The sequence below is a fragment of the Nonomuraea sp. NPDC003754 genome (assembly GCF_053605785.1).
The window spans coordinates 18,296-34,220 of record NZ_JBSGJX010000014.1 but is presented as its reverse complement, the minus strand read 5'-3'; the positions used below and the strand labels follow the sequence as shown (position 1 = coordinate 34,220).

General features: G+C 72.4%; 18 protein-coding genes and 1 tRNA gene. 12 read left to right on the top strand and 7 right to left on the bottom strand.

Going from position 1 to position 15,925, the window contains the following annotated elements; translation table 11 throughout:
- Positions 1 to 24 precede the first annotated feature (24 nt).
- Complete coding sequence (locus ACWEVS_RS19050) at positions 25 to 1,242, top strand: MFS transporter (protein WP_449929368.1); 1,218 nt, start codon at positions 25 to 27, stop codon at positions 1,240 to 1,242.
- A 28-nt stretch (positions 1,243 to 1,270) separates the two neighbouring features.
- Here the strand turns inward: ACWEVS_RS19050 and ACWEVS_RS19045 are convergent, their stop codons facing one another.
- A complete protein-coding gene (locus ACWEVS_RS19045) occupies positions 1,271 to 2,260 on the bottom strand; it encodes a LacI family DNA-binding transcriptional regulator (RefSeq protein ID WP_452552594.1) in 990 nt (329 codons plus the stop codon).
- 93 nt (positions 2,261 to 2,353) lie between these two features.
- Between ACWEVS_RS19045 and ACWEVS_RS19040 the strand changes: the two genes are divergently transcribed.
- Together ACWEVS_RS19040 and ACWEVS_RS19035 are read left to right on the top strand one after the other, a co-directional pair.
- Positions 2,354 to 3,511, top strand: coding sequence for an MFS transporter (locus ACWEVS_RS19040; protein WP_452412501.1), 1,158 nt, complete (start codon positions 2,354 to 2,356; stop codon positions 3,509 to 3,511).
- Positions 3,512 to 3,544: 33 nt separating this feature from the next.
- A complete protein-coding gene (locus ACWEVS_RS19035; RefSeq protein ID WP_452412503.1) occupies positions 3,545 to 4,216 on the top strand; it encodes a hypothetical protein in 672 nt (223 codons plus the stop codon).
- Positions 4,217 to 4,218: 2 nt separating this feature from the next.
- On the opposite strand, the gene ACWEVS_RS19030 is transcribed toward ACWEVS_RS19035, so the two are convergent.
- Both ACWEVS_RS19030 and ACWEVS_RS19025 read right to left on the bottom strand, forming a co-directional pair.
- A complete protein-coding gene (locus ACWEVS_RS19030) occupies positions 4,219 to 4,743 on the bottom strand; it encodes a cysteine dioxygenase (RefSeq protein WP_449929375.1) in 525 nt (174 codons plus the stop codon).
- A gap of 6 nt (positions 4,744 to 4,749) precedes the next feature.
- A complete protein-coding gene (locus ACWEVS_RS19025) occupies positions 4,750 to 5,676 on the bottom strand; it encodes an amidohydrolase family protein (RefSeq protein WP_452552592.1) in 927 nt (308 codons plus the stop codon).
- A gap of 130 nt (positions 5,677 to 5,806) precedes the next feature.
- On the opposite strand from ACWEVS_RS19025, the gene ACWEVS_RS19020 reads away from it, so the two are divergent.
- Positions 5,807 to 6,799, top strand: coding sequence for a LacI family DNA-binding transcriptional regulator (locus ACWEVS_RS19020; protein ID WP_452552590.1), 993 nt, complete (start codon positions 5,807 to 5,809; stop codon positions 6,797 to 6,799).
- Here ACWEVS_RS19020 and ACWEVS_RS19015 read toward each other — a convergent pair.
- Both ACWEVS_RS19015 and ACWEVS_RS19010 read right to left on the bottom strand, forming a co-directional pair.
- Positions 6,789 to 8,105, bottom strand: coding sequence for an aromatic amino acid lyase (locus ACWEVS_RS19015; protein ID WP_449929381.1), 1,317 nt, complete (start codon positions 8,103 to 8,105; stop codon positions 6,789 to 6,791). The genes ACWEVS_RS19020 and ACWEVS_RS19015 overlap by 11 nt on opposite strands.
- Positions 8,105 to 8,476, bottom strand: a complete 372-nt coding sequence (locus ACWEVS_RS19010; RefSeq protein WP_354921916.1) for a phage holin family protein — start codon at positions 8,474 to 8,476, stop codon at positions 8,105 to 8,107. Before ACWEVS_RS19010 ends, ACWEVS_RS19015 begins: the two co-directional genes overlap by 1 nt.
- A 211-nt stretch (positions 8,477 to 8,687) precedes the next feature.
- Here ACWEVS_RS19010 and ACWEVS_RS19005 point away from each other — a divergent pair, with 211 nt between their 5' ends.
- Positions 8,688 to 8,963 (top strand): hypothetical protein, encoded by a 276-nt coding sequence (locus tag ACWEVS_RS19005; RefSeq protein ID WP_354921913.1) that lies wholly within the window; start codon positions 8,688 to 8,690, stop codon positions 8,961 to 8,963.
- Between the two features lie 5 nt (positions 8,964 to 8,968).
- On the opposite strand, the gene ACWEVS_RS19000 is transcribed toward ACWEVS_RS19005, so the two are convergent.
- Both ACWEVS_RS19000 and ACWEVS_RS18995 read right to left on the bottom strand, forming a co-directional pair.
- On the bottom strand, positions 8,969 to 9,718 hold the full coding sequence (locus ACWEVS_RS19000) for an FAD:protein FMN transferase (protein ID WP_452552589.1): 750 nt from the start codon (positions 9,716 to 9,718) through the stop codon (positions 8,969 to 8,971).
- A gap of 43 nt (positions 9,719 to 9,761) precedes the next feature.
- The gene (locus ACWEVS_RS18995) at positions 9,762 to 10,397 is read right to left on the bottom strand and encodes a hypothetical protein (RefSeq protein ID WP_452552587.1); all 636 of its coding nucleotides are present in this window, start codon (positions 10,395 to 10,397) and stop codon (positions 9,762 to 9,764) included.
- Positions 10,398 to 10,442: 45 nt separating this feature from the next.
- Between ACWEVS_RS18995 and ACWEVS_RS18990 the strand changes: the two genes are divergently transcribed.
- The 7 genes from ACWEVS_RS18990 to ACWEVS_RS18960 all read left to right on the top strand — a co-directional run bounded on the left by ACWEVS_RS18990 (position 10,443) and on the right by ACWEVS_RS18960 (position 15,807).
- Complete coding sequence (locus ACWEVS_RS18990) at positions 10,443 to 11,120, top strand: response regulator transcription factor (RefSeq protein ID WP_354921904.1); 678 nt, start codon at positions 10,443 to 10,445, stop codon at positions 11,118 to 11,120.
- Complete coding sequence (locus ACWEVS_RS18985; RefSeq protein ID WP_354921901.1) at positions 11,117 to 12,133, top strand: sensor histidine kinase; 1,017 nt, start codon at positions 11,117 to 11,119, stop codon at positions 12,131 to 12,133. The genes ACWEVS_RS18990 and ACWEVS_RS18985 overlap by 4 nt, the downstream gene beginning before the upstream one ends.
- Positions 12,134 to 12,444: 311 nt before the next feature.
- A complete protein-coding gene (locus tag ACWEVS_RS18980) occupies positions 12,445 to 12,834 on the top strand; it encodes an OsmC family protein (protein ID WP_354921898.1) in 390 nt (129 codons plus the stop codon).
- 250 nt (positions 12,835 to 13,084) lie between these two features.
- Entirely contained in the window at positions 13,085 to 14,008 is a 924-nt protein-coding gene (locus tag ACWEVS_RS18975; RefSeq protein WP_452552585.1) for a nucleoside hydrolase, read from the top strand.
- Positions 14,009 to 14,053: 45 nt separating this feature from the next.
- Positions 14,054 to 14,127 (top strand) — tRNA-Lys (locus ACWEVS_RS18970).
- Between the two features lie 477 nt (positions 14,128 to 14,604).
- A complete protein-coding gene (locus tag ACWEVS_RS18965; protein WP_354913827.1) occupies positions 14,605 to 15,015 on the top strand; it encodes a DUF4259 domain-containing protein in 411 nt (136 codons plus the stop codon).
- Positions 15,016 to 15,111: 96 nt separating this feature from the next.
- Positions 15,112 to 15,807 carry a DUF429 domain-containing protein gene (locus ACWEVS_RS18960; RefSeq protein ID WP_452552583.1) on the top strand — a complete coding sequence of 232 codons (696 nt, stop codon included), beginning with the start codon at positions 15,112 to 15,114 and terminating at the stop codon, positions 15,805 to 15,807.
- Positions 15,808 to 15,925: the final 118 nt, after the last annotated feature.

Below are 15,925 nucleotides of genomic sequence, written 5' to 3'. Positions count from 1 at the left end.
CGTGCCGGTGCCCAGGGTGAGCGCATGGAGCAGGCGACATTCCGTGACGTGTTCAGGGTCAGGGAGTTCAGGGTGTTGTTCGGCAGCTTCGCGCTGCTGATCGTCGGCGACGGGGTCAAGATGCTGGCCCTGTCGGTGCTGGTGTTCGAACGGACCGGCTCGCCCGGGCTGTCGGCGGCCGCCTACATGGCGGGCTGGCTGCCCTACCTCGTGGGCGGCATGTTCCTGCTGTCGCTGGCCGACAGGCTCCCGGCCCGCGGCCTCATGGTGGCGGGCGAACTGGTCAGGCTCGTGGTGTGCCTGCTGCTGGCCTACGCCGGACTGCCGGTGTGGGCGATGCTGGCGCTGATCCTGGTCACCGGGCTGGTCCAGCCCGTCTTCGGCGCGGCGCGCAACGCCATGCTGCCGGACGTGCTGCCCGGCGACGCCTTCGTCCTGGGCCGGTCGCTGCTGGGGATGACCAGCGCGGGCGCGCAGATCGGCGGGCTGTCGCTGGGCGGCGGGATCCTCGCCGTGGCGGGGCCGGAGGGTGCGCTGGCGATCACCGCGGCCATCTCGGCGGTGGCGGCGCTCGTCCTCAGGTACGGCCTGCCCGCCGCGCCGGCGCGGGGCGGCTCCGGGCGCGGCACGGTGCGCACGACGCTGCGGGTCAACCGGACCCTGCTGGGGTCGCGTGGCGTGCGGGGGCTGCTGCTGGCGATGTGGGTGCCGCCGATGTGCCTGGCGGGCGCCGAGGCCATGGTCGTGCCGTACCTGACCGCGGCGGGGTCGGCGACGGGGGCCGGGCTGGCCCTCGCGGTGGCGGCGGCGGGAATGGCGGTGGGGGAGTTCGCCGTGGGCCGCTTCGCCGCGCCCGCGACGCGCGAGCGGCTGTCGCTTCCGCTGGCGGCGGCGATGGGGGTGCCGTGGCTGGCCTTCGTGGCGGAGCCGGGGCTGCCGGTCACCGCGCTGCTCGCGGCCCTGTCGGCGGGCTGCCTGGCCTACCAGCTGGGGCTGCAGCGGCACTTCCTGGAGGCGGTGCCGGAGCAGGTCAGGGGCCAGGCGTACGGCCTGCAGTCGGCCGGGCTGATGACCGGCCAGGCACTGGGGGCGGCGATGGTCGGCGGGCTGGCCGAGGTGGCAGGACCAGGGGCCGCGATGGCCGCCTCGGGCGCGGCCGGTATCCTCGCCGCCCTCGCCCTGTCCCGCACCCTTCGCCGCCCTGCCGAACCCCGGACCGCATCCACCCACGTCCACCGTTGACGAAGAAGGCGCCCACCGGCCTCCACCGTCAGCTCCCGCCCGGCCCGATCTCGCCCGATCCCCGCGCGATCAGCCGGACCGGCTGGATGACCCGCTCGGCCGGCCCCCCGTTCCCCGCGATCCTCCTGAACAGCAGCTCGGCCGCCATCCTCCCCAGCCCCGCCGGGTCCTGCGCCACCACGGTCACCGCGGGATCCAGCAGGTCCGCCAGCTCGAAGTCGTCGAACCCCACCAGCGCGATCCGCCGCCCCTCCAGCGCCCGCAGCGCCGTGACCGTGCACCGGCCGTTGCCCGTGAACAGGGCGGTCGGCGGGTCGTCCATCCCGAGCCACCGGTCGAGCACCGCCCGCACCCTCTCGGGAGAGGGGTGGGCCATCGAGACCAGCCGCTCGTCCATCAGGTCGCCGAGCGCCTCCCGGTAACCGCGCTGCCGCTCGTCCGCCGTGAAGATCGTCGGACTGTCGCCCAGGAAGGCCACCCTCCGGTGCCCGTGCGCGAGCAGGTGCCGTACGGCCAGCCGCGCCCCGCCCGCGTTGTCGCACAGCACCGTGTCGACCTCCGGGCCAGGGCCGGCGGGCCGGTCGACGAAGACGGCGGGCGTGCCCGCGTCGAGCTCGGCCCGCAGGTAGGAGTGGTCGTTCCCGGCGGGCACGACGATGAGGCCGTCGACCCGGCGGGCGCAGAAGGTGAGCACGAGCTCCTTCTCCCGGGCCGGGTCCTCGCCGGAGGAGCCGCTGAGCACCAGGGAGCCGTGCTTGATCGCCACCTCCTCGACCGCCCGGGTCAACCCGGAGTAGAAGGGGTCGGCGACGTCCTCGATGACCAGGCCGATGCTCGACGTCCTGCCCTGGCGCAGCACCCTGGCGCTCTCGTTGCGGCTGTAGCCGAGCCGCTCGATCGCGGCGCGTACCCGCTCGGCGGTGGCGGTGTTCACGCCCGGCTCGTTGTTGACGACCCTGGAGACGGTCTTGAGCGCGACCCCCGCCTCCGCCGCGACATCCTTCATCGTCGGTCTCACACAGGGATCCTTTCCCACGCACGCCTGCTTGACAACGTTGTCAGCCGCCCCGCGTCCGGCAGGCCGCGACGGCATGACAGAGTGGGGCCCGCTATGTCGTTGAGATCCGCCCTCGTCGTCGCCGGGCTGGTGCTGGCCGCGCTCAACATGCGGCCCGCCATCGCAGGCGTCTCCCCCCTCCTCGACCAGATCATGACCGATGTGGGCCTCACTCCCGCGGGCGGGGGTGCGATCACCACCGTCATGGTGGTCTGCCTGGGCCTGTTCGGTCCGGTCGCCCCGCTGCTCGCCCGCCGGATCGGCCTGGACCGCACGCTGCTCGTCGCCCTGCTCGTCCTGGCCGCGGGCGTGCTGCTGCGCAGCCTGGACGGCGCGCCCGCCCTCTACACGGGCGCCGCGATCGCCGGCACCGCCATCGCGATCATGAACGTGGTCATGCCGGGCGTGGTCAAGCAGCACTTCCCGGCGAAGGCCGGCCTGCTCACCTCCGTCTACGTCTCGGCCCTGGTGGCCGGCGCCGCGGCGGCCTCCGCGCTGATGATCCCGCTCCAGCACCTCACCGGGTACGGCTGGCGCGGCGTCTCCGCCCTGGTCGCGCTGCCGGCCCTGGCCGCCGCGGCGCTCTGGCTGCCCCAGGCCCTCGGCGGGCGGGCGGCGCCCGCCAACGGCCCGCGGCCGTTCATGGCGCTGATGCGCAGCCCGCTCACCTGGAAGCTGACGGTGTTCATGGGCCTGCAGTCGCTGACCTTCTACGCGATGCTCGCCTGGCTGCCCACGATCTTCCAGGAGGCGGGCGTCCCCGCCGAGCAGGCGGGCTTCCTGCTGGCCGTCTCGAACCTCTCCCAGGTCGCCGCCACGCTCGCCGTCCCCGTGCACGCCGAGCGCCGGGCGTCGCAGGCCCCGCACGTGGCCGCCGCCGCGCTGCTGACCGCGGCCGGTTACGCCGGCGTGCTGCTGGCGCCCACCACCGTGCCGTGGCTGTGGATGATCGTGCTCGGTGTCGGTCAGGGCGCCTCGCTGGCGCTGGCGCTGCTCATCATCACGCTGCGCGCGCCCGACCCGTCGTCGGTGACCGCGCTGTCGGCCGTGGCCCAGTCGGTGGGCTACGTGCTGGCCGCGCTCGGCCCCCTGGTGATCGGGTTCCTCCGGCAGGCGTCGGGAGGGTGGACCCTGCCGTTGCTGGCGGGCCTCGTCGCGTGCCTGATCCAGCTGGCCGTCGGGATCCGCGCGGGACGGCCTCTGCTATCTTAGGTAAGGCTTACCTTTACGAGGAAGGGCCTTGCCGTGCCGCTCGCGGAGTTGACCGGGGTGCTCGAGCGCGTCGCCGCCGAGCGTGGTGGTGTGCTGGGCGTCGAGCCGGGTCTCGTCATCGACCCCGACGCCTCGTGGACGCCGCTCAGCGAGCTGACGCGGGCGCCGTACACCCTGCTGGGCGGGCTGGTCGAGCAGACCGCGGGCCGCTACGGCGCGCCCAGGCACGTGGGCGCGGCGTTGCTGTGGAAGGCGCTCGGCTACTGGCTGACCTTCCCGATGGCGGTCGGCTGGGCGCTGAACCGGCAGGTGCCCGTCATGCGGTTCGAGGACACCTACTTCAAGCCCTCCGACGCGGGCGTGACGATCGCGGCCACCTCGGTGTCGGTCGTCGGCAGCGCCGCGGCGATCGGGGCCGCGCTCCTGCAGGCGCACGAGCCGCTGGTCGACGCGATCAGCGTCCAGGCCAGGGTGGGCAGGCGCACGCTGTGGGGCTCCACGGCCGAGGCGTTCGCGCACCCGATGACCGCGGTGGTCCAGGGTGACTACATGGGCCTGCTGCGCGCGATCGGGCGGCCCGTCGACGGCCTGCTCGAACAGACCGCCGACGGCTACCGGCGCAGGACCTGCTGCCTGTGGGTCACGCTCCCGGAGGCCGAGCCGTGCGCGACGTGCTGCGTGCTGCGGGAGGCGTGCGCGGCCTGAGCTCAGGCCACCTCCTCCATGACGCCGCTCGCCGGGGTCTCGTCGATGGGGCGCAGCTCGTCCGCGTAGCTCACCGAGACCCTGCGCATCAGGCCCGTGTCGTCGATGGAGTACTGCCCGAGCCGCCACAGCGGCGGGGAGTAGGCGTGGATGGACACGCTCCGGTCCACCGCCCCCGTCAGCCGGTGGATGTGGTCGGGCCCGAAGTGGAACGACTGCCCCTCGGCGACGACGGTCTCCAGGTGCTCGCCGCCGATGCGCGGGTTGCACTCCAGGAGCCCGCCCCGCACCACGTGCACCGCTCCGGAGGAGATGTCGTGGTCGTGCCAGCCCGTGTCATCCTCGGGACGCCAGCAGAGCAGCCACACATCGACATAGGCGTCGCGGTAGAGCGAGGCGTAGTGCCGGCCGCCGTCGGCCGGGAACGCCACCTGGTCCTGCCACTGGGCAGGGTTCGCGGCCAGGTCGTCGACCAGATCGCGCAGTTCCCGCCGATCGAGCGTGCGGGCGGGAAGGTTGGTGCTCACGGGCGTTTACTCCTCTCGTCCCATTCGTGAGAACGTGGCTGCTGCCGCTCTCCTGGCCGGAGGCGGCGAAGGGGCCGACGACGCGTCTCCGCACAGCAGGCGACGCGGGTTGGTGACCCTGATGGCGTGCGCGGCCGCCAGGCCGATGCCGGGGCCGTCCTGGAAGGCGGTGGCGTACGGCGCGTCCGAACCGTTCACCACCACGTCGATGCCGAGCTCGCGGATGATCGCGTCGATCGCGCGCGGGCCGTACGACGAGGTCTCCACGAACAGGTCGGGGTCGACCCGGCCGCGGCCGCCGCCCCTGGCGATGAGCCGCTCGGAGTGCAGCGGCGCGAGCCCGGCCAGCAGCGCGAAGCAGACGCGCAGGCGCGGGTGCCGCGGGCGCACCACGGAGCGGAAGTGGTGCCAGGCGGCGTGCATCTGCTGCACGTACGGCACCAGCGCGGGCCACCAGCCGGGCCGGTCCTGCTCGGCGGCCGCCGGTCCCGGGTGGACGAACAGCGGCAGGTCGCGCGCGGTCAGCACCTCGAGCAGGCGGTCGTCGGGCGCGGCGGTCGCCGGGATCTGCAGCCCGTGGAAGCCGCGGTCGAGGTCGGCGGCCAGCCGGTCGGGGTCGATCTCGCTGTGGCAGGTCGCCGCCCACGCGCCGAACGGCTCCGGCAGCTCCAGCGCGCCCTCGTGGTAGGCGTCGATGAGCGGCCATGCCTCCTCGGGCGGCAGCGACTCGATGCCGAGCGGGCTGGACAGGGACACGAGCGCGAGCTCGAGCCCCGCGGTGTCGCGCGCGGCGTGGTCGGCCGGGTTCACCTCGTAGGGCGGCTCGCCGTCGAGGATCAGCGTCCACCCGTCGAGGTACGGAGGCGTGGCGCGGGCGCGGAGCGCGTCGACGAACGACGGGGTCCACAGATGCTGGTGCACGTCAATGCTCACGGCCACACCTCCCTCTATTTCCTACTGAGAATACAGGTAAACCCTGGGTCCTGCTTGTGAAGCGATTCAGTGATGCGATTCAGTGAACCGCTTCACCCCCGTTCCTGTCAATGCTGAGTAGGCTTGGCGAATGGCCAGAAAGCGAGCGACCATCAAAGAGGTCGCGCAGGCGACCGGCCTGTCACCTGCCGCCGTCTCCTACGCGCTGCGCGGCCTCCAGGTCTCCGAGGAGACCATGGAACGCGTCCGCGCGGTGGCGGCCGAGCTCGGCTACGAGGCCGACCCCATCGCCCGAGCGCTGGCCAGCGGCCGCACCGGCATGATCGGCCTGCTCTGCGGCTCGCTCGAGGACCTGTGGCAGCAGTCGCTCGCGGTCGGCATCAGCAGGGGCCTCAGGGAGAAGGACCGCTACGCGCTGATCCTCGACGCGGTCGGCGACCCGGGCCGCGAGCGGGTGCTCGCCCAGCAGCTGCGCGACCAGCGCGTCGACGGCCTCATCGTGCAGCCCGTCGACCCCGCCGCGCCGTTCTGGGCGGACCTGTGCGAGTCGGTGCCGGTCATCGCCATCGGCGACGGGCTGCCCGGCACGGCGGGCGAGGTGGTCTTCGACAACCGGCACGGCGTCACCCTCGCCCTCGAACACCTGAAGCAGCTCGGCCACCGCAGCATCGCCGTGCTCACCCCCACGGGCGCGCGCACCCCCGACCGGCCCGCCGACGTCCACGTCAGCGCCGAGGCCGACCGGCTCGGCCTCGACATCGAGGTGGCCACCGCGCCCCACGGGCTCGCCGGCGCCACCGAGGTGGCCCACCAGGTGCTGGCCGGCGGGCGTCACACGGCCGTGTTCTGCTTCTCCGACTCCATCGCCTACGGCGTCTACGCCGCCGCGGCCGAGCGGGGCATCGCGGTGCCCGGCGAGGTGTCGGTGATGGGCTACGACGACCATCCCATGTCGGGCCTGCTCACCCCCGGCCTGACCACCGTCGACTGGGACCTCGACGGCATCGTCCGCGCCGCCGTCCGGCTGGTGGCGGCGGCGGCCGACGGCGCGGTCCGCCGCCGCAGGGTCGTCCAGCAGCCCACGCTGCGCGAACGCGGTTCGGTGCGCCGGATCACGGGCTGATCAGGCGGAGCTCCGCCCTGGCCGCCTCGAGGTCGGTGTCGAGCGGCCGGTCAGGTTCGCCGGGCGCGGCGCGCTGCGCCAGCGCGCGCTCCGCGGCGACCAGCTCGCAGGCCAGCACGATCTCCAGCGGCTCCACGCAGCGCAGCGCGGCGCGCGCCGCCTGCGTGGCGAAACCGGCGTGGTCCTCGGCGCCCCGCGAGATCACCGCCGTGCCGGACGTCACCGGCGCCGACAGCAGGCGCAGCTCGGCGAGGGCGTCCTGGGCGACGTACTCCAGGATCATCGCGCCCGACTCGCCCAGCCGCCCGGACAGGAAGGGAAGCAGCCCGGTATAGGCGGGCTCCATGAGCGTGGCCAGCCTGGCGGTCGCCAGCTGCGCGGCGGGCACCAGCGCCGCGCGCATCGCGTCGAGAGCCAGGGCGATCGGCGCGGAGTGGAAGTTGCCGTTGTGCCAGGCGCGCCCGGCGCCGACCAGGGGGTTCTCGGTGGCCGCGTTGAGGTCGACCTCGACCGCCCGTTCCGCCCGCGCCAGCGCGTCGAGCGCCGCCCCGTGCACCTGGGCGAAGGCGCGAAAGCCGTACGGATCCTGGATCCTGGCCGCCTCACGCGCGGCGAGCAGCCCGCGCAGCCGGTCGGCCACCTCCGCCTGCCGCGGCTGCGGCCTGGCCGCGTGGACGGCCGGCGCCAGCGGCTCCACCGAGGCGTCCACCGCGGCGAACGTGCGCGCCGCCACCCCGACCGCCGCCTCCAGCAGCAGCCGCACCTCGTGCAGCGCGAGCGCCGCGTCCGCCAGCGTGGCCGCCCCCGAGCTGATGAACGGCAGCGCGTCCACCGGCGAGAGCGCGAAACGCGGCCCCGGTCCGGGTCCCCGCCATTCCCGCTCGCCGAGCAGGCACAGCGCGGTGGTCGCCAGCGCGGTCAGGTCGCCGGTGCCGATCGCGCCGTACGTGCGCACCGGAGGGGTGTGGCCGGTGTTGATCGCCTCGGCGAGGACCGGCAGCAGCGCCGGATCCACACCGGAACCGCCCGCCAGCAGCTGGTTCAGCCGGACGACGAGCATCGCCCTGGCCCGCTCGGCCGGCACGAGCGGCCCGGCCCCGCCGGCATGGCTGCGCAGCAGGGCGAGCCCGCCCTCCTCCACCGAGATCTCCTTGTTGGCACCGACCCCCGTGCTCCGGCCGTACACGGGCCCGGTCAGCGACTGGGCCGTACGCCAGGCGGCCCGGGCCCGATCGAGTGACGCGATCGAGACCGGGCCGCCGGCGGCCACCCGCGCGCAGGTGAGACCGCTGCCGTCGAGCTCCATCAGTCAGGCAGGATCAGGCTGAGCACCCAGCTCACGATGGAGACCACGATCGCGGCCCAGAACGCGGGCCAGAATCCGGAGACATGGAAGGGGACGTCGAGCTGGTCGGAGATCCAGCTCGTCAGAAGCATCAGACCGGCATTGACGACAAGGGCGAACAGCCCCAGCGTCACCACGTAGAAGGCACAGCCGATGGTCTCGATGATCGGCTTGATCACGGCGTTGATCAGGCCGAAGATCAGCGCCACCACCAGCAGCGTGCCCCAGTACTGGGCCGTGCCGGGTGGTGTCGTGATCGCCACCCCGCTCACGAGCTGCGTGGCGACCCAGAGGGACGCGGCCACGACGAGAACTTTGATGATGAGCTTCACGCCACAGGATCCTCGCACTTTCTGATCGGCGATGCGATAGAGGCACAAGCAGGCGCGGCACGGCCGGTCCCACCGGCGGGCCGAAAAGGATCTCCGGCGCCGCGTCCGGGCGGACACGGACACCACGCGCCCGTCGATCGCTCCACGGAGTCTTCGGGAAGCGTTATCGAGGTGACATCGCGGGGAAGGCCCCTCCTGTGGAGGGAGTGACATGGACACGGAAGAACTCGAGACGCTGACGGCGAGCGAACTGCACGAGCGGGCGGTCCGCTATGCCGTACGCCACGGCGACTTCGCGTTCATCTGGGACCTGCTCAAGGCGATCCCCGCCGCGGAGGCGGCCACCGGTCACCATGGGGAGGTCGTCAACGACCTGAGCCACCTGTCCGCCCTGCTCAGTGATGCCATGGCCTCAGGGCAGGGTGAGCTGGGAGAGGCGCTGAAACCGCTCTACGTCGAATACCTGTCGAAGCATCCCGACGCCTAGCCCGGTCAGCCGGCCAGACTGGTCTCCATGCCGTGGCCGGTGAAACCGGGCGTCGTCGTCGCGCGCCCATCCGCCCCGACCACCATGGTCTGGTACGGCTGGGCCGCGGCGAGCTCCCCCGCGAACCGCCTGGCCCGCGCCGTCCCCATGGCGTGCATGGCACCGGCGTACGCCCCGGCGGCCGCCAGGTCGGGGCCGACCACGCACACCCACGACCTTCCCGGCCCGCTGTACTCCTCGCCGCCCGCGGTGGCCACGGCCGCGTCGTGGGCGAACAGCACCCTGGTGGTGACCCCGTCGTAGGGGTCGCGCACGCCCACGCGCCAGGAGCGTCCCGGCGAGGACGAGCCGCGCACCCGCGTCCCGCTGCCCGCGGTCACCCGGTGGTCCACCGCGCCCGCGCCGGCCAGGGCGCGGGACAGCCGCTCCACCGCCCAGCCCCGCACGTAGACCATCGGGTCCAGCCGCCCGTCGCGGCGGCTGTCGAACCAGCCGCCGGTCGCCTCCCTCAGCTCCTCGCACCGGTGCAGGACCTCGACCACCTCGGGGATCTGCGCGATGGTCCGCCCGCTGTTCAGCCGGGCGATCTGGCTGCCGTCCACGTCGGGATGGAAGGTGTCCTCCACCCAGCGCAGCCACGCGAACGCGTCGTCCATCAGGGGCGTCAGCTCGCGTTCGGGCAGCGCCGTGCGGATGTCCACGCACACCGGCAGGTTCATCACCATCTGGACTCGGGTGGCGCCAGGAAAGGTCATACAGCCACCGTCCCACGGCACGGATAACGCTCGGCTAAGCCCTTTACCTGAGCTTGGTCAGCGCGCCCCTGACATAGCGGACGAAGGCCCGCGGGCCGTACACCTGGACCGTGCGCTGGGAGATGTCCGGCACCAGGCGGCGCAGGCCCGAGGCGCTGACCGCCTCCTTCGCCCGGGGATCGTGCTCGGTCCCCTCCACGAGCACCACCGGCACGCCCAGCTCGCGCAACTCCCGCGCCTGCTCGGCCTCGCGGGGGTCGCGGGCCCGGTAGAGAACCAGCGTGCTGGCCGGATCCTTGACCCTCGCGGCGATCGCCGCCGCGCCGACCCCTTCGGCGATCAGCAGCGTCGACCCGCTGGGGGCGGGCCTGCGCTCCCACAGCAGCACGGCCAGCGCCGCGCCGTACAGGAGGAAGGCGGCCACGCGGCTCGGCCCCGTCACGGTCGCGGGAGCGGCCAGCTGGTAGGCGAGCAGCGCGCCCGACAGGTAGGCCGCCCACCTGAGGCTCGGATGCGGCCGATCCCGACGGTTCCAGCGCGCCGCCACCAGGCCGAGCCCCACCAGGACGGCGGCGCCGACATGGGCGGTCGGCAGCCACGGGAAGCTCCATGCGGGGTGAACCGCTCCGAAGTGTCCCACTATCGCGCCAGACCAGAAGAGCACCGTACTGGTAGTCATAGAAACGACGGTCTGGGACTTACATGAGAGTTGCCTGAATAAAACATGGGTAAATCCGAAGTTCTGGTGGTGGACGACGAACCCTCGGTGCGCGACGCCGTCACCAGGGCGCTGCGCGTCCAGGGCTACCAGGTGAGCAGCGCCCCAGACGGGCCGACCGCGCTGGCCGTGGCGGCCGTCGACCGGCCCGACCTGATCGTGCTCGACGTCATGATGCCCGGCATGGACGGCCTCGAGGTCTGCCGCCGCCTGCGCGCCGAAGGCGACAGGACACCCGTCCTCATGCTGACGGCGCTGTCCGGCGTGGGCGACAGGGTGGAGGGACTGGACGCCGGGGCCGACGACTACGTGGTCAAGCCGTTCGCCCTCGAAGAGCTGTTCGCCAGGGTTCGCGCGCTGCTGCGCCGTACCTCCTCCTCGGGCGGAGCGCTGGAGTTCGCCGGACTCGCCCTCAACACCGAGAGCCGCCAGGCCCGGCGCGGCGGCCGGATCTTCGACCTCACCGGCACCGAGGCGGCGCTGCTCGAACTGCTCATGCGCAACGCCGGCCAGGTCCTCACCAGGGAGGTCATCCTGGAGCGGATCTGGGGATACGACTTCACGCCCGGCTCCAACTCGCTCGAGGTCTACATCCGCTACCTGCGGCGCAAGACCGAGCACGACGGGGAGCCGCGGCTGATCCAGACGGTTCACGGACTCGGCTACGTGTTGAGGGAGACATGAGGCTGCATCTCAGGCTCGCGCTCGCGGCGGGCATCGCGGCGGCGCTGTCGGTCCTGCTCGTGCTCGGCGCCGCCTACTACGTCACCTGCCGCAGGGCCGAGAGCGTCATGGGGCAGATCGGGCGATGGCAGGCCGAGTTCGGCTGGCCGTTCCTCGCGGTGGCGGCGGGCGGGCTGGTCATCGCGGCCGTCTTCGGCTGGCTCGCGGCCCGCGCGTCGCTGCGCCCTCTGTCGACACTCACCGCCACGGCCGGCGAGATCGCCCGCACCCGAGACCTCGGGCTGCGCATCGACGTGACGCGGGACGACGAGATCGGGAAACTGGCGGCCAGCTTCAACACGATGCTCGACGCGCTCGAACGCTCCGCCAAAGCCCAGAAGCAGCTCGTCGCCGACGCCTCGCACGAGCTGCGCTCCCCGCTGACCGCCGTGCGCACCAACGCGGAGCTGCTGGTACGCGGCGACGTGCCGGCCGCCGAGCGCGACGAGGTCGGGAGGGCCGTGGTCTACGGGCTCGAGGAGCTGAGCGGGCTGGTGTCCGACCTGGTCGAGCTGGCCAGGGACGAGGAGCCGGCGGCACTGGTGGAAGACGTGAGGCTGGACGAGATCGTCACGCACGAGGTGGCCCGAGCCGGGCTGCACTGGGCCGTGACCACGTTCACGGTGGCGGTCGAGCCGACCGTGGTGCGCGGGGTGCCCGACCGGCTCGCCCGGGCGGTCGGCAACCTGCTGGACAACGCGGCCAAGTACGGCGCGCCCGACGACACGGTGGAGGTGACGCTGCGGGAAGGCGTGCTGGAGGTCAGGGACCACGGGCCGGGGATTCCCGTCGCGGACCTGCCGTTCGTCTTCGACCGGTTCTACCGGGCCGACGAGGCGCGGGCCAAGCCGGGATCGGGGTTGGGGCTGGCGATCGTCCGGCAGGTCGTGGACAGCCACGGAGGGACGGTGTCGGCGGTACCGGCGCCGGACGGGGGAACGCTGGTACGCCTCGTCCTGCCTGCCATGGCGTGACCCTGGCGCTCGCGTGCGGCACCAGGGCGTGCCGCGGCGCCCCGCGGGGGTCCCCGGGCGGCACCCTGGCGTGCCGCGGTGCCGCCGGGGTCCCGGCAGCCGATCTTGCGAACGCCGGGATCTTCCCGCACGCCCTGCGGTAAAGGGGGATCTTCCCTGGCGCCCTGCCGTACGTGAGGGCCGTCCGGAACGCCGTACGCCAGGGTCGTCCGGAACGCCGTACGCGAGGGCCGTCCGGAACGCCGTACGCGAGGGCCGTCCGGAACGCCCGTTGCGCGCGATGTCCGGATACTCCCGGTAGGTTTGCCGGCATGGCAAACGTGCGTGTTGAGCGGACAGATGACGGCTTCGTGGCGACCAACGCCCGGGGCGCGCGAGTCGAGATCGGCGGCGGCGACCAGGACGGCGTCTTCACCCCCGTCGAACTGCTCCTGGCGGCCGTCGGCGGGTGCAACATCGTGACCGTGGAGCCGCTCACGGCCAAGCGTGGGCACCGCCTGCTGCGCCTGGCGATGACGGTCGAGGCGGAGAAGATCGAGTCGAACCTGCTCGGGCCGCTGACGGTGACCTACGATGTGGAGGTTCCCTCCGACGAGGCCGACCAGGTGTTCAGGGCGGTGGCCGAACGGGTGGAGGAGAAGCACTGCACGGTGAGCCGTTCCCTCCGGGAGGGTACGGAGGTCCGCTTGGAGCTCCCCTAGCCTGATTAGGGCGATAATCGACCCTGGTATGACGCGTCCGTTGCATTCGTCTCTGTAACGTTGAAGCAGGTCAAGGGTGCTGCGACTGACTTGCAGAGCTTTTGCCGATGCGGACGCGGAGGGGGACCGTCGTCTGCTGAGCGGGACCGCCGGCACTTTGGGGGAAGGTGTCGGCCTGGACCGCGGTAGATCGGGGCCGGGTGGTTTTGGGGGAAACCACCCGGTCCCGATTCATGTGTACTGTCTTGTCGTGAAAAAGCTCCTCCTTGACTGTGACCCCGGCATCGACGACGCCCTGGCCCTCGCGCTGGCCGCCGGCTCCCCCGAGATCGACCTCGTCGGCATCACCACCGTCGGAGGGAACGTCAACCTCGACCTGACCACCGCCAACGCGCTCGCGCTGCGCGAGTTCTACCGGATCGACGACGTCCCCGTCACGCCCGGCAGCGCCCAAGCTCTGCTCGGAGTGGGAGTACGCGCCGAATCCGTCCACGGCGCCACCGGCCTGGGCGGCGTGACCCTCCCCGCGCCGGTCAACGGGATCGCCGACGGGCACGCCGTCGACTTCATCATCGAGACCCTCCGCTCGGCGCCCGGCGAGATCACCCTCGTCGCCGTCGGCCCCCTCACCAACATCGCCCTCGCCGTACGGCGGGAGCCGCGGATCGTCGAGTGGGTGCGCGACTTCGTGATCATGGGAGGCTCCTACACCCGCGGCAACCACACGCCCGCCGCCGAGTTCAACATCAAGGCCGATCCCGAGGCCGCGGCGATCGTGTTCGGCGCGGGATGGAACGTCACCATGGTCGGCCTCGACGTCACCCTGACCGCCGTGGTCACCGAGTCGATCCTGGACCAGATGCGGTCCCTGGGCCGGCTGGCCGACCTGGTCGTGCCGATCTCCCAGTTCTACGGCGTGGTCGAGGCCGACGGCGGACCGGCCATCCACGACGCGGTCGCCGTGGCGCACGTCATCGACCCGAGCCTGCTGAAGGTGGTCCCGGCGGTGGTGAACGTCGAGACTGTCGGGACGTACACGTCCGGGATGACGGTCACGGACTTCCAGCTCGACGGGAAGGTGCCGAACGCTTCGGTGGCGGTGGAACTGGACGTCGACCGGTTCTGGAAGCTGATGATGGAGGCGTACGGGAGGCTGGCGGCGGCGATCGCGTGATGTGCGAGTGGTGGTCGGCGGCTGCTACAGTTACACCTGTCGCAAGCGCCGCTAGCTCAGTTGGTTAGAGCAGCTGACTCTTAATCAGCGGGTCCGGGGTTCGAGTCCCTGGCGGCGCACCGCGCGAATCCCAGGTCAAACATGGTTTGGCCTGGGATTTTTTTGTGTGCCGTCCGGGTGAAGTCGCTGGTGGACGGCTCGACCCTCACGATCGTCTTTCGGGCGGTTTCAGGCGGATCGTGGCACGGTGATCATCGGACCGGCGTGGGCGGCGCCGGTGGCGGCGACCGCAGGAGCCGGCAGACCGGCGGGGGTCGCCAACCGGTCGCCATGCGCCCGGCGGAGACAGCAGGACGGTCTCAGCCGCGCGGCATGCGCCACCAGCCGCGGAGCGGCCCGCGTCTCCGTGCGCCCTACGTCACCGGAGGCGGAACGTCCCGCTCTGCGTCACCAGAGGGGCCGTACCCCTCCCGCCCGGTACGGCTTCGGGTGGGGCTTCGTGGATGAGACTTCGTGGGTGAGGGGCCGATCCCGGCCGGTTATCGCCGCGCGCTCCCCGGGGAAATCTGTCGGTGCTGTGCCGTAGAAATCTCGGCATGGGAACGTGGGACATCGGTCCGTTCGACAACGACACGGCCGCCGACTGGTGCGGTGGCCTCCAGGACGCGGTCGCTGAGCAGCGCCCGCTGCTGATCCGGAAGACGCTGGCCGCCGTAGCCGGTCAGGACGACTACCTGGACAGCGACGAGGCAGGAGAGGCGATCGCGGCCGCCGCGATCGTCGCCTCCCAGCGGTCGGGAACACCGATCACCTCGCCCTACGCGCCGGACTTCCTGGTCGAGGGCGGCAGCGTGGCGATCGACGACGAGCTCGTGGCGCTGGCCGTGGCGGCGCTGGACCGGGTGGTTGCGGAGGACTCGGAGTGGCGGGAGCTGTGGGCGGAGTCGGGCGCCTTCTCCCAGGCCACGGCGGTGATCGCACAACTCCGCACGGACCTGGTGACCTGATCGCCACGCGTGCCAGCCCCCTGCCGGCGCGACACCGCGTTCTCGGCGTTCCCTGTGCTCGTGTTCCACCCGCTCGTAGGGAAGGAGCATGACGTCATGGACGATGACAAGCGGGTGCTCGGGGTCGACGGGTGCAGGCGGGGCTGGGTCGGCATCGCCGTCGGCGCCGGAGCCGTGGCCGCCTACTTCGCGACGGAGCTCGGCGAACTCGTCTCCCTGGCGGCGAAGGACGGCGAGCTCGACGTCGTCGCCGTCGACATGCCGATCGGCCTGCCCGATCGAGGCCGGCGCGAGGCCGATGTCCTGGCGCGGCGGGCGCTGGGCCCGCGCTGGGCGTCGGTGTTCATGACGCCGACGCGGGCCGCGCTGGAAAACGCCGACTACGGCGCGGCAGCGCTGGTCAACCAGGAACTGGCGGGTGAAGGCATCTCCCGGCAGGCGTACGCGCTCAAGGAGAAGCTGCTGCAGGCCGACCGGTGGGTACGCGAGACGAGCCTCAGGGTCGTCGAGGTCCATCCCGAGGTCTGCTTCGCCGAGCTCGCGGGGGCTCCGCTACAGGTCCGCAAGACGACCTGGGCGGGCGCGGAACGCCGGTACGCGCTCCTGGAGGGCGCCGGCATCGCCGTTCCCCGGCTACTCGGTACGGCGGGCGCGATGGCGGGCGTCGACGACATCCTCGACGCGGCGGCCGCCGCCTGGACCGCGCGGCGCGTCGCCGCCGGCCACGCCCGCTCCATGCCCGACCCACCGCAAACCTTCAGCGATGGCGTAGCCTGCGCGATCTGGGTCTGAAGGTCACCGGTCCGTTTAGACGGCTCAAAGCCCCTTCGGATGACAGCTATCGAGCACCCGAGGCGGCGAGCGCGTCGAGCCAGGCCGGGCAAGCGGAGCCACCAGACCTGGATATGTT

Excerpts from the sequence above, each read along its gene's own strand:
- ACWEVS_RS19005 (WP_354921913.1), top strand. The coding sequence starts at position 8,688 with ATGGACACGGAAGAACTCGAGACGCTGACGGCGAGCGAACTGCACGAG.
- ACWEVS_RS19020 (WP_452552590.1), top strand. The coding sequence starts at position 5,807 with ATGGCCAGAAAGCGAGCGACCATCAAAGAGGTCGCGCAGGCGACCGGC.
- ACWEVS_RS18980 (WP_354921898.1), top strand. The coding sequence starts at position 12,445 with ATGGCAAACGTGCGTGTTGAGCGGACAGATGACGGCTTCGTGGCGACC.
- ACWEVS_RS18995 (WP_452552587.1), bottom strand. The coding sequence starts at position 10,397 with ATGACTACCAGTACGGTGCTCTTCTGGTCTGGCGCGATAGTGGGACAC.
- ACWEVS_RS19015 (WP_449929381.1), bottom strand. The coding sequence starts at position 8,105 with ATGGAGCTCGACGGCAGCGGTCTCACCTGCGCGCGGGTGGCCGCCGGC.
- ACWEVS_RS18965 (WP_354913827.1), top strand. The coding sequence starts at position 14,605 with ATGGGAACGTGGGACATCGGTCCGTTCGACAACGACACGGCCGCCGAC.
- ACWEVS_RS19000 (WP_452552589.1), bottom strand. The coding sequence starts at position 9,718 with ATGACCTTTCCTGGCGCCACCCGAGTCCAGATGGTGATGAACCTGCCG.
- ACWEVS_RS18990 (WP_354921904.1), top strand. The coding sequence starts at position 10,443 with ATGGGTAAATCCGAAGTTCTGGTGGTGGACGACGAACCCTCGGTGCGC.
- ACWEVS_RS19040 (WP_452412501.1), top strand. The coding sequence starts at position 2,354 with ATGTCGTTGAGATCCGCCCTCGTCGTCGCCGGGCTGGTGCTGGCCGCG.
- ACWEVS_RS19050 (WP_449929368.1), top strand. The coding sequence starts at position 25 with ATGGAGCAGGCGACATTCCGTGACGTGTTCAGGGTCAGGGAGTTCAGG.
- ACWEVS_RS18985 (WP_354921901.1), top strand. The coding sequence starts at position 11,117 with ATGAGGCTGCATCTCAGGCTCGCGCTCGCGGCGGGCATCGCGGCGGCG.
- ACWEVS_RS18960 (WP_452552583.1), top strand. The coding sequence starts at position 15,112 with ATGGACGATGACAAGCGGGTGCTCGGGGTCGACGGGTGCAGGCGGGGC.